At 39.2% G+C, this 11,995-nt stretch carries 13 protein-coding genes; 4 read left to right on the plus strand and 9 right to left on the minus strand.

Annotation, left to right across the window (positions count from 1 at the left end):
• Positions 1-262: 262 nt before the first annotated feature.
• The 3 genes from ABDW33_RS17105 to ABDW33_RS17115 are packed head-to-tail and all read left to right on the plus strand — an operon-like array spanning position 263 to position 2,165.
• Complete coding sequence (locus ABDW33_RS17105) at positions 263-1,474, plus strand: site-specific integrase (RefSeq protein WP_343691298.1); 1,212 nt, start codon at positions 263-265, stop codon at positions 1,472-1,474.
• 36 nt (positions 1,475-1,510) lie between these two features.
• Positions 1,511-1,969, plus strand: coding sequence for a hypothetical protein (locus tag ABDW33_RS17110; RefSeq protein ID WP_343691299.1), 459 nt, complete (start codon positions 1,511-1,513; stop codon positions 1,967-1,969).
• A 22-nt stretch (positions 1,970-1,991) separates the two neighbouring features.
• Positions 1,992-2,165: a hypothetical protein gene (locus ABDW33_RS17115; protein WP_343691300.1), complete on the plus strand. Its 174-nt coding sequence runs from the start codon at positions 1,992-1,994 to the stop codon at positions 2,163-2,165.
• Positions 2,166-2,338: 173 nt separating this feature from the next.
• Here the strand turns inward: ABDW33_RS17115 and ABDW33_RS17120 are convergent, their stop codons facing one another.
• From ABDW33_RS17120 to ABDW33_RS17155, 8 genes are all read right to left on the minus strand, one after another.
• The gene (locus ABDW33_RS17120) at positions 2,339-3,883 is read right to left on the minus strand and encodes an IS1182 family transposase (RefSeq protein WP_343691301.1); all 1,545 of its coding nucleotides are present in this window, start codon (positions 3,881-3,883) and stop codon (positions 2,339-2,341) included.
• 425 nt (positions 3,884-4,308) lie between these two features.
• Entirely contained in the window at positions 4,309-5,784 is a 1,476-nt protein-coding gene (locus ABDW33_RS17125) for a S41 family peptidase (protein WP_343691302.1), read from the minus strand.
• A 63-nt stretch (positions 5,785-5,847) separates the two neighbouring features.
• Positions 5,848-7,035, minus strand: coding sequence for an AraC family transcriptional regulator (locus ABDW33_RS17130; RefSeq protein WP_343691303.1), 1,188 nt, complete (start codon positions 7,033-7,035; stop codon positions 5,848-5,850).
• A gap of 84 nt (positions 7,036-7,119) precedes the next feature.
• Positions 7,120-7,506 carry a hypothetical protein gene (locus tag ABDW33_RS17135; protein ID WP_343691304.1) on the minus strand — a complete coding sequence of 129 codons (387 nt, stop codon included), beginning with the start codon at positions 7,504-7,506 and terminating at the stop codon, positions 7,120-7,122.
• Between the two features lie 65 nt (positions 7,507-7,571).
• Positions 7,572-8,165: a hypothetical protein gene (locus ABDW33_RS17140; protein WP_343691305.1), complete on the minus strand. Its 594-nt coding sequence runs from the start codon at positions 8,163-8,165 to the stop codon at positions 7,572-7,574.
• Positions 8,155-8,625 carry an RNA polymerase sigma factor gene (locus ABDW33_RS17145; RefSeq protein ID WP_343691306.1) on the minus strand — a complete coding sequence of 157 codons (471 nt, stop codon included), beginning with the start codon at positions 8,623-8,625 and terminating at the stop codon, positions 8,155-8,157. The genes ABDW33_RS17140 and ABDW33_RS17145 overlap by 11 nt, the downstream gene beginning before the upstream one ends.
• A 1-nt stretch (position 8,626) precedes the next feature.
• Positions 8,627-9,478, minus strand: coding sequence for an alpha/beta hydrolase (locus ABDW33_RS17150; protein ID WP_343691307.1), 852 nt, complete (start codon positions 9,476-9,478; stop codon positions 8,627-8,629).
• Positions 9,479-10,129: 651 nt separating this feature from the next.
• A complete protein-coding gene (locus tag ABDW33_RS17155) occupies positions 10,130-10,450 on the minus strand; it encodes an amidohydrolase family protein (RefSeq protein ID WP_343691308.1) in 321 nt (106 codons plus the stop codon).
• Positions 10,451-10,533: 83 nt separating this feature from the next.
• Between ABDW33_RS17155 and ABDW33_RS17160 the strand changes: the two genes are divergently transcribed.
• Complete coding sequence (locus tag ABDW33_RS17160; RefSeq protein WP_343691309.1) at positions 10,534-10,713, plus strand: hypothetical protein; 180 nt, start codon at positions 10,534-10,536, stop codon at positions 10,711-10,713.
• A 337-nt stretch (positions 10,714-11,050) separates the two neighbouring features.
• On the opposite strand, the gene ABDW33_RS17165 is transcribed toward ABDW33_RS17160, so the two are convergent.
• Positions 11,051-11,686 (minus strand): hypothetical protein, encoded by a 636-nt coding sequence (locus tag ABDW33_RS17165; RefSeq protein WP_343691310.1) that lies wholly within the window; start codon positions 11,684-11,686, stop codon positions 11,051-11,053.
• Between the last annotated feature and the right edge of the window lie 309 nt (positions 11,687-11,995).

Below are 11,995 nucleotides of genomic sequence, written 5' to 3' on the forward strand. Positions count from 1 at the left end.
GCACGTAGAACGCAGGTTTTACGGGCCTTTTGTGTTTTTGGGGGGTGTAGTTTAGGTGAATCGATATCAATGTTTCTGAAGCATAAAGAGTGAATTGAAAAGTGAATTAACTTAGTAATTCACAGGTTAATGTATAACTCGTTGTTCTTTATGTCGTAAGAAGGGGTTGAGTCGTTCTTGATTGATGTGATTTCAATTCATTTTTCGTGGCTTGTGAGTGAAGTATTGGTGAATTGGTTTTAAACACGTAAAAATGATTTCAATGGAAAGAAAAGACACTTTTGGGGTGCACTTTGTGTTGCGCCGTATGCCCACCGGGAGATGTTATGTGTATGCCCGGATCGTGGTGAACAAGACTAAGTGTGAGCTGGGTATGAAACAGCAAATCAATCCCTCTGATTGGAATGAGGCGAAGGGATGTGCTAAGAGTAAATCGGATGAGTTAAGACGGTTTAACAGCTATTTGGAAGAGGTAAGGGCTAAGTTGGTCAGGCATTACCAGCAGTTACGATTGGGAGATGAGGGAATAAATGCGGATATGGTGAAGCAGGCATTTTTAAATTACGATAAGCCTGTAGAACAGCATTCTTTGATGTGGCTTATAGGCCATCATAATGAAATTATGAAAACAGTCCTGGCCCCGGGGACTATGAAAAACTACCGCACTACTGAGAGCTATTTACAGCTGTTTATTAAAAAACATTATGGTACAAATGATGTGATACTCAGGAAGCTGACTTTTGAGTTTATTACTGGTTTTGAGCATTATGTTAGGACCCAGCCATTGAAGGAGCATGATCAATGCACCAATAACGGGGCAATGAAGCATATGGAGCGACTAAAGAAGATAATGAAATGGGCGAAGGATAATGAGTGGGTAGATAAAAACCCGTTTGAATTATATAAGTTGAAATTTAAGCATAAGGAGAGGGACTTTTTGAGTTTGGAAGAGCTGAGGGCAATAGAGAATAAGGAGTTTGAAAATGAGGTGCTGAAACAGGTAAAGGAGCTGTTTCTTTTTAGTTGTTACACAGGATTGGCATTTGCGGATTTATTGAGTTTGAAACCGGAGAATATATTTACCGCAAATGATGGGATGAAGTGGATTAGGACATCCAGAGCAAAAACTGGTACACCTGTATACGTACCATTACTCAAACAGGCAATATCGATATTGAGTATATACAATCAATCCTCGGAGTATATTTTCCCTGTTACTACCAATCAAAATATAAATAGAGGTCTTAAAATAATCAGTGAAATCTGTGAGATAAAAAAGCACCTTACATTTCACCTTGCCAGACATACGTTTGCAACTACAATTACCTTAATGAATGGTGTGCCTATAGAATCGATCAGTAAAATGTTAGGTCATACGAAGTTGAGTACGACAATGATTTATGCGAAAGTAACGCAGAGTAAGGTGGCGATGGATATGGCGATGTTACAGCAGAAAATGAACGAGAATGAATAGAATCTGAGTTGCATTACGACCTACATTTGTATAGCCATGAAAAAAGACAAGTATCCTTATATATTAAATGAAACGACTGCCAGATTTGACTTTGAGAGTACTGGGCCAAATGGTACAATCAAAAAAACAGTCGATTATTATAAAATTGGTACCTGGATAGATGGATCACAAGTATATAACCTTGCTTTTGGTGATTGGGATGAAAAAAATAATGTGATCAACGATCTGTCCCGAACAGATAATAACGATCGGGATAAAATATTAGCAACCGTTGCAAGTACTGTAATTGATATGGTATCTGTAATGAATGAAATAGCGATATATGCAGAGGGTAGCACACCTGCACGCACAAGACTGTATCAGATGGCCATCAATATCAATAAAGAAGAAATAGAAGGGATTCTCAATATTTATGGATATATAGATGAAAAGCGGCAGCTGTTTGAATCAGGAAAGAACTATGAAGCATTTTTGGTTACAAGAAAAAAAGATTAAATTTGAACAAAAGGAAGAAATTATGTCTACAAAAATTTCAAAATTCCTTGAAAAAAGGGAAAAGCCAGTAGTTGGTAAATCGAGCATTCCGGAAGATGCAGTGCGCAATAGCCCTTTTATAATAAAAAAGATAGGGCAGGCTAAGCGCAGATTGAAGGAACATCCATTTCCAATTGAACTATTAAAAGCAAAATAATATTTCCTGAGTGAGGGCGTCTCATAAATAAATGAGGCGCCTTTTTCATTTTACACCAGCCGCTGTAATGGGCCTTATGTTTAGAAGTCTTTGTAATAAGCTACGAACCTATTAGCTTTTATGGAACGGGTAGCGATAAAAGAATGACTAAAAAAAGGGATTTCTCCCCTCTTTTAAGCTATTTTCTTTCTCAGATTATGCGCTAATGCCAGTAATCCGGTTTCAACCCTGACCTTTTCAAGCCCACGAAGCATAAATCGTTTGAAGTTATGATTATGCTTAATATTACCAAACACCGGTTCGGTGTCAAAGCAACGTTGTTTACGTTTTGCTACTCCCCGCGTGGTTATTAATCGTTTGTCTGCTCTTGATTTTAGCCGTTGCAGGTTGTGATTGATTGTTATAATTCGATTTCCCTTACTATTATGACATTGTTCCCGTAATCTGCACCATTTACAACTTTCAGTCTCATATCTGGTAATGGTCTGTTCAAAACCAGTGCTTGTCTTTTGGGTGTAAGTCCCCACATTTCTCATGGGTTTATCCTTCGGACAATAATAAATATCTGTGGCAGCGTCGTAGCGTAGTTTATCGGAAGAATAAGGTTTTTTGCCTCGTGTTTTTTTGTGCTGATTCCGGTCAAATTGATTGTGTTTTACATAGCCGGTGATCCGCCTGTTTTCAAGCCACTGATAATTCTGTTCGCTCCCATAACCTGCATCTGCGGTAATATTAGAGGGCTTTATCCCATAACTTTTGATATGCTGCTTTAAATGGGGAATCAGCGTATTGGTATCCGTTGCATTTTGATGAAGGCTATAAGAAAGGATATATTGGTTATTGGTACTTATCTGCACATTGTACGCCGGTTTTAATTGCCCGTTTTTCATATGATCTTCCTTCATACGCATAAACGTAGCGTCTGTATCTGTTTTGCTTAAACTGTTCCTTTGATGCCCTAATTCTTTTTCCTGCTTTTCATATTTATCAAGCGCTGCTGGCCAATTCTTTTTAGCATAATTCAGTTGCTGCTTTATTTCTTTAGAAACTGGCTTCTCTTTTAAGGCTTCATTTATCTTTTCGATTGTCCTGGTCACTTTTTCACTATCTATTTTATCAAAGCCAGATGGATCTGTATCCTCCAGCTCTGCTGCCGCTACTGACTGGGCGTATTGCCATAACTCATTGAGTTGTTGGCGGATCTTCTCTTTGTGCGTCTTTATGGACTTCCCCCATACAAATGTGTATCGGTTGGCATTAGCCTCTATCTTTGTTCCATCCGTATATAATTCTTTTAAACTCAACAAGCCCTCTTCACAAAGTAAAAGCACTACCTGGGTAAAAATAGGTTGCAAGGTCTTTTGCAGGCGTTTGCCCCTAAAACGATTGATCGTATTGTGGTCTGGCTTGCTCATCCCACTCAGCCACATAAAATTGATGTTCTGGCATACGGCCTCCTCTATTTTACGACTGCTGTAAATATTATTGATATAGCCATAAACTACCACCTTTAACAACATCCGGGGATGATAGCTGCTGGCTCCGCCTGGCTTATATTGAGCGATTAAGCCTGTTATATCAATTTTATCTAAAATCGTATCAACTACGCGCACCGGATGACTATCGGGTATCATTTCATTCAGATCAGGAGGCAACAGCATCCCCTGATTTTGATGGTGAGCCTTAAATACTACAGATAATGTTTTACCTCTTGCCATATCCCTAAAATACGACATTTCATAAAAGCAAAAGAGCGCGCCTCATTTATTTATGAGACACCCTCATTTTCTTTTATAATTCTGTTTATCTAAGCGACCTGTACAAATTTAGTATTACGACTATTGAAGGCAATTATTCCATCAATCAACATATAATCCATATCATTTTAATACAATCCTATTCAATTTTTATACAGGTGTATGATTCTACCCCAGACATTTGTTACCATTGTGTCTTGATTAGCAAAACAAGGAGAATTACCCCGCACACTCATACTTGTCTCTTATGTGAAATTGAGCTAAACAATACTTAGCACAGTGAATTTGATTGTTAATAGACAAATATTCTGAAAATGAAAAATGTGATGGTTGAAAAACTTCAACGTGGCAGAGAAGAGGGTATTTCAATTGACTGGTCGAATCCGTCACCGGGCGTTAATAAGGTCAAGGCAAAAGGCAATTTGTGCATCCCTGTTTTTGTATATATCGCTTTGGGAGTCTGGTACGCTAAAATCAGGTGTTATGCCGCAATCTGGCTTATCAGGATGATAGTTATAAATAAGCGGCAAATCAATTTCAAAATGAGAATTGGGAAGGGTTAGAAAGAAGAACTGGCCTCCATTAATACCTTGTTGAGAGCCCCCGGTTGTTTCACCAACAACAGTCCCTAATTGGTTCATTTTGAAATTTCTTGCCATTTCATAACCCGCAGAACTGTTCTTTGCGTTTATCAACAAATATACTTTCCCTTTGAAAACTCTTTCTTTTGGTGTTATGTACGCACAATCGTCGTGGTCTTTCTTTTGTTCGTATAAATTCAGTTTATTAATGAAGAAATGAGAGGGATCTTTGGGGGCTTTGAATGACTTGTCCCAGGTAGACAGGTAAGGTAGTAAGCTATCTGGTACGGTCAAAAAACGGAAACAGCGGTGGTCCGGATCATCACAACCTAATTTTTGGCGGGTAATATAGGAAAGTATATAATTACCCGTATTATCCCCTCCCTCATTATTACGAATATCAATGATAAGGTTGCTGACTTTTGCTTTTGACATCACATCTGCAAATATGCTGTCGACATACCTCCTGGTATTAAAGCGACTATTCCAGAAGGCAAATGTACCGAATTTCATATATGCAGTCGTTTCATTGATCAGATGATAGTCCCAACTCTGTTCTCCCGCCGGAACATTGCCAAAACGTTGGCGATAGATTTCTGACCGCGATTTTAGATCAAGTAGGGACACTGAACAGGTACGGATTGTTTTCCCTGCAAATGATCTTATCTTTAGACTCCATCGGTCAGTACAAGGAAAGAATAAAGGGAAATATACATCAAATAGGGAATATTCCTCTGCCTCATCGGGCGTTTCATTGATATTGAAATATTTCTTCCCAAGTGAATTATTACCATCACTGCGGCTCACAGATAACAGACTGTCCAGAATACGGCGAACGGAAATTCCGTTAATTGATAACACTTCGTCGCCCCTTCGATAGGCCGGGGTTTCCTGCAATACATGGGTAATAATTAAATGCTCCTGTCCAACTATTTTGAAAAAGAAAGGAACAACTTTACCCGGCATTATCCGGGCTGAAATTTCCGAATCCAGGTTTAAAGGATTCAGATAGGTGTGGCCACATTTTACCTGCTGGGCCAATTGAGACAACAAAAGGAAAAATCTTTTTTCCGGAGAAGCAATTGTGCACTGCTGCCTGAGCACTTCGAATTTATGTTCAATATCCTGCGAAGTATTGAACCGGTATAATCCAGGGTGCAGCGATATCCAGGCATCATGAAGAATTGAAAGATCTGCCTGCATTTCAGTGGCTGTAAGTGTTCTTTGTGCAGATAGCGTAAATGACAACAGTAATAAGGCCCCAAAAAATAAATAACGCATGTTTTTTTGCAATACTAAGATTATCAGTATTTTGAAACGTTGCATATGATCTTTTGATACAACTTATTCTTGCGTTTCCTGCCCTTTAATAAACATTTTGGGTGTTTTGCCGGTCATTTTTTTAAAAGCACGATTAAATGTTGCCTTTGAATTAAATCCACAGTCATATGCGATGCTTAACAGGGTAAGCTCATCATGTGCCCCTTTATTTACCTTTTCAATAAATTGGTTTACGCGATATCGGTTGATATAGTCATTAAAGTTCTCTCTATAATTACTATTAATCACCTTTGAAAGCACTGTTTTGTTTGTGCCCAGCAGGGTAGCCAGGTCGGTAAGCGACAATTCCGGTCGGAGGAAAGGTTTTGTTGTTTCCATTAGCCGATCAAGTTTTTCTCGCCATATATCCTGGTCTTCCACAGACGAGACTATTGCCGAGCCAGCAACCGGTAATGCAGCGGCCGGTACAAAATCAAGCTGGTATAATTGCCTGCTGCGAAAGTAATAACCATTATTTACAATGTAATACGAGAGGATTCCAAGAGCAATATAGCCGTACCAATCCACTTTGTAAGTGATCTCACCGTAGCACCATTCCCAAAGCCAGAAACCGAAAAGTATGAAAACTCCCAAAAATATAGCCAATAACATATATTGGAACCAACCTAAATTCAACTGATCATTGTTTGCAAAGTTTTCGCTGACATACTGCTTGTATTTTGGAATGTTTTTTAAAGTAAGCAGCAGGTAAAAGAAGAACGAGCCAAAGCCCAGCAAGGTCACCAGGTGCGATTTGTCCAACTCCGCATAAGGGCCGCGTGTACCGAACTGGTAATCGACAGTAGCGGGAAAAGGGTAAAATGCAGTGAAGTCAACGATATATTTTACCAGGATTAAAAGTATAAACAGGAATGGTAGCACCAGGTGTGGCCAGTCTTTTTTGGTTAGCCGAAAATGAATGTTTGTGATGCTCTTAAAATAAAAATAAACCAGGGGCCCGGCAGTTAGATATATGCTAAACGGAAAGTAGAACATAAAGGTGGTATAGCCATCATGGCTATCATACCAGCCCGCAAAACCCAGCATCCAGAAGCTAAGTTTTATGCCTGTTACCAACAAGAGTAGTGCGAGATACAGGTCGCTTTTTCTTTTTTCGCGGATCAACCGTAGTGCTGAGAGAAACGCAAAAAGAAGGCATTGGATCACTGCAGGTAGCAAAAGAGCTGAATACATATTAAATACAAACAGCATAAATGGTTGTTAGACTATAAATCTAATGTTTTCCAATAAATGAACAGTGAAAACACTGGGAAGGCCGTAATTGTCTTCTATTGGCTACATAGCAATCACCAGGGTTTCCTTGTAAAGCTGGCCCATATACTGTACAAGCAGTTGAAATCCGGTTTCCGCAGGACAGAGCTGTAAGCCTTCGCTTTGGGCGGCGGCAAAAATATCATTATAGCAGGTGCCGTCTGGTAGCCCTAATGATCGCAGGGATGTTATTGCCAATTGAATTGTTTTGGGCAGCTTGCTGATTTTAAAAGCCGGTTTTTGTATGATATCGAATGCGTCCGGATCAAGGGTATATTTCTTTTGCGATATAGGTGCTATGAAGGCAAGGTCTGTTGCTCCGGATGCAAGTCCTTTGATCTCTTCTACCAGTTTTTGATTGATGCCGATAGATACGGTCTTCCAGACTGGCAGATTGGTTTTCGATGTCATTTATTATGTTTAAATGCGCCTGAACGTTAAAAATAATAATAATCTGACGGGTTTATGTCGTTTTTTCAAGTATCAAGCATTTGTCTGTTAATCCCTTCAAATTTTGAGATCAGGTCATCTAACCTTGCCTGCTGTTTTTTGATGGTTCTGGGCCTTAAATAGAACCAGACGAAGGCAATCCATGCGCCGGTCACGGTATAGGTTATTATACCCGCCAATATTGTCATGCGGGAGGTGTATTCATACATATATAAACAAATGCCGGCCAGAAGCATCGTGAAATATATATTCATCATGGTATGTTGTAGAAAGCGTTGTTTATCTCCAATAACCAACAAGTTTTGCAGATACTGATGGTTATCGCTTGTATTGTCTATTTTTTTGAACTGCGCAAACATCTTATTTTGAGCCAACAGGAAAGTAACCATAGCCAGAATAATTGTTACGATGCCTATTTTAGTCGTGATGAACTGTGGTTGGTAATAATACCAGATGATGCCGATCAATAAACTTGTTGTAATCAGCGAGATATTGGTCCTGATAAGTAGGTTGATATTTGATTTTTTAAACTGTTGCAACCGTTCCATCAGGTCCTTCATATCGGGCTCAATCACTGCCTGCTGTTGCCATAAAGTTTTGAAATTTATATTACTGCTCATAAGTTTTAAATTTTTGAGATAATTTTTCCTTGATCCTATGAATCTTTACCCGGATGTTAGCTTCTGTTAGCCCTGTAATGATGGCTATTTCAGCTTGTCTTACATCTTCCAGTTCTAAAGAAATAATAATGCGATCTGTTTCGGGTAGTTCAGCAATGCATTGATACAGGTAACGGATCTGTGGTTCTATAGATACCTGTTTTTCTTCTTGAAGATCAACGGGCAATGCTGCCTTGGATATACGTTTATCTTTCTTAATCTGCCTTAAACAATTGTTTGTTGCTATTCTGAATATCCAGGTGCCAATAGCTGATTCATTCCTGAAATTTGGCAGCTGTTGCCAGACAATGATAAAGGTTTCCTGTGCAATGTCTTTTGCCCAATCGAAATCGTTCACGTATCCCAAGCACAATCGGAAGATCTTTTGCCAATATGTTTTATAGATTTCGTCAAATGTCATTCTACGGCTTTATAAAACGGGTTAACTGATTCTGATACCATTCCTCATCATCAAACATGATAAAATGAAGCGCTTTTGATGAGTATTGTAATTGGGCGCCTTTTAGATCTTTATATTGCTCTTCAATAATGGGTTTTAAACGGGAAAAAGAGCTTTCAAGCAAAATCAAAGCGGGACATTGGATGGATTTGAGTTTTCCTCTCAGATCAGTATTCAGGAAGTCGCAAAACAGGCCGGCAAATGTTTTCCTGTCCGATTGTATAGTCCAGCGAATCACCTTCTTTTGAGCCGAGGTGTCAGCTACAAGTGCGGCAACGGTAGATTTCTGCATTTGTTCGAACTGGTCGTCGCTTATCGCAGTAAACTGGTTGATCATAGGCGTGCAATCATTGTTTTCTCTTGATTTGAATGCAGGGTACTGCAGGGCCGATAAGCAGGGGAGGGCATCCACTACAATAATTTTACTGACAAGCTGCGGAAAATCGGCCGCAATCGCTAAAGCTAAACCACCACCTACGCTATGTCCGATAATAATTGGTTTTTGGATATTGTTTTCCCTGATATACCTGGCGATCTGCGTTTCCCAGTTAACAAAGGTTGGCTCAGGTTGTGGTTGGGTACCTGAAAAGCCAGCCATGGTTAAGGTGTAACAAGTGTAATCTTTTTCTAATTGCGCTACTGTTTGATCCCATACTTCACCTGAACAGCCTAAACCGGGTATAAAAATAATGGCCAGTTTGCCCTGTCCGCTTTTCTTCACTTCAAAGGGCCTGTCGGCTGTAGTTTGACCGGATGCATGCGCATATAGCATTGTAAATAGCGCAAAAATAGCTAAGCTCGGGTATTTTTTCATTTATTTGGTTTTGCCATTTGATACCTACCCGGACAAAATGTTACAGAACTTCGAAAAAAAAGTTAGGTCTGCTATCACGAGAATGAGTATTATAAATATTTTTATGCTTATTGCGTAAGCAATAGCTTATATAATACCCGCATAGCAAGGGATCTCAGCAGGCATTTAAAACGCTGGTTTTACGAACCTTTGGTGTTTGGAGTTATAGTTTAGGTGAATCGGTATCGATTTATTCATGCCCCCTGGTCGAATTTTTTAAAAACCTTGGGACACTGCCCTTTAAAAATAAAAAATGAATTCAGTTATAAGTTGTCAGTTAACAAGCCTGATACTGATATCAGCATGTATTTCAAACTCAGCGTTGCCTTCATACTGCTTAAGATAAGACATGACATCTTGAAAGGTCTTCTTTAGTTCGGCAATGCGTTCTATCGCATGTGGTTCAGCGATTTCCGAATCGCTCTTCGTGACTTAAATTTCTAAGCCGGTGATATTACATCTTATCATTGAGCAATGTTGCCAGAATTGCTTTTGCATCTTCCCCATTGAAATTACCATTTAAAAGATTAAATTGATTTTTCTGATTTTCCATTATTTGTTTTTTAGTGTTTAATGAGATATAAGCAGATGAATTAGCAGTAAAATCCATTGTTAGACGTAATGTTCAAGCCTGACACCTTTGGGCTCACCTGCAATTTTATCGTTTGTGTAACAAATATGCTCGTTGACAATCGTAAATTTTATCTTCGACGAAAAGAACCTTCCTTCAAAAGAACTCCATCCACATTTGGACAGAATATTGCTTTTATTCACCTGCCACCTCTCATTCAGGTCAACAAGAACAAGGTCTGCAAAGTATCCCTCTTTGATATATCCCCGGTTCTTTATTTTATATAAATCAGCAGAATTATGGCACATTACATCTGCTATTCTTTCAAGGGTTAACTGGCCTGTCAAGGTCAATTCAAGCATTGCCACCAATGAATGTTGCACCATTGGACCGCCGCCCGAGGATTGAGTGTAGGTTTGATTTTTTTACCTATTAGATGAGGTGCATGATCCGTACTTACAACATCAATCCGGCCAGTCCACTCATTTTTCTGACCGCAGTAGCCGTGGCTACACAAAATATCAGATTGATTACGGGATGCGTATTGCCTGCGTTTCATCATCCTGTAAAAATAGCGGATGGACAGCTATGGTGGATGCGATCAGCAATGGCCGGCTTGATGTAGGATTTGCGCGGGCCCATCTTCCTTATGAATTCGATACTTTTGAAGTTTATTTAGACCAAAGCTGTTGCATTTGGCGATCCGTCATTGGTTATTGATACCATTTACCAGTTAAAGGAGTGGTATCATATTGATGAAATACTTTGGCAGGTCGATTTTGGTGGCATGCCATATGACACTTCCAGGAAAGCATTGGAGTTATTTATCGAAAAGGCGTTGCCGGAGTTTTCTGCGGTGGATAGTCCAACTCTATTGTTTGAATCCCTTGAAGATCACGGAGTGAAAACGATGCATGCTGCATTTTTTCTGTGTGATGCTCATAGCTTTTTGTCACATTAAACTATGAACTTGCTTTATTTATGACTTCAAGCATTTTTGTCAATTGTTGTTTTCTTTTTTCACGATAGTTGTCGTCATAACGATTAATGAGCACGGGAAGTAATTGCCTGTTAATAGCAGTGATTGTTAAATTTTTGATGTCCTGGTCAATACGTCCTTCTAACACAAATTGTGCAAAGCCAATTCCAATTATTGCATTGTCTTGTCCCAATAAAAATGAGCCACCTATTCTATTTGATGATGAAATTATCGCTTCTCTTAGCTGGTTGTCATCTATCATCATTGATGAAGTGTCACCTGTATTTTTATTTATGTCCTTCAGTGTTTGTATCTGTTGTTGAATTGCTGTTTCGTCAAGATTTCCTTTTCTGGTAATGTACTCTTTGATTTTTGTTGTATCCATTTCGTTGTAGTCGAAGTAAGGATAATGCCACCTTTCAATCAGGTCTTTCAAATAGTTTACGGGGCTTGCAGTTTTGTTTAGTAATCTCCACTCTCTAAAGCCGTATGCAGCATCGAAACCATCGTCACTTCCGAATGGTGCAGTTTCTTCGATTGAACTCCAGAAAAATTTATCCGTCATTAATGCCTGTGCTTTCGGATGTGCGGATTCCAGGGTATATTCAAAATTTTCCATAGTCTTTTAGGTTGTGTCTCAGTAATATAGGTGCTCTTTGTCTGTCTACTATGACAGCTGAAGAACAGTGTGCTAGTTAAAAATGTTGTTAGGAGTGGGTGCTTCATAAAAAATTATAGTTTGCGATCAGGGCCTGGGGCTGTGGTGGTATCCTGGGTTCGTTAGTCCCCGTCGCGAATGATAAATAGAAATTTTGGATATAAATTTAGGAAAAATATTTCAAGGTAATCAGGTGGTACCCCAAAGGAGGATGAATAAGCCACTAAGACAATAAGCATTCAGGATACTTCTTCCTTTATCCCGTTGATA

Source organism: Chitinophaga sp. (assembly GCF_039596155.1).
Taxonomy (GTDB): domain Bacteria; phylum Bacteroidota; class Bacteroidia; order Chitinophagales; family Chitinophagaceae; genus Chitinophaga.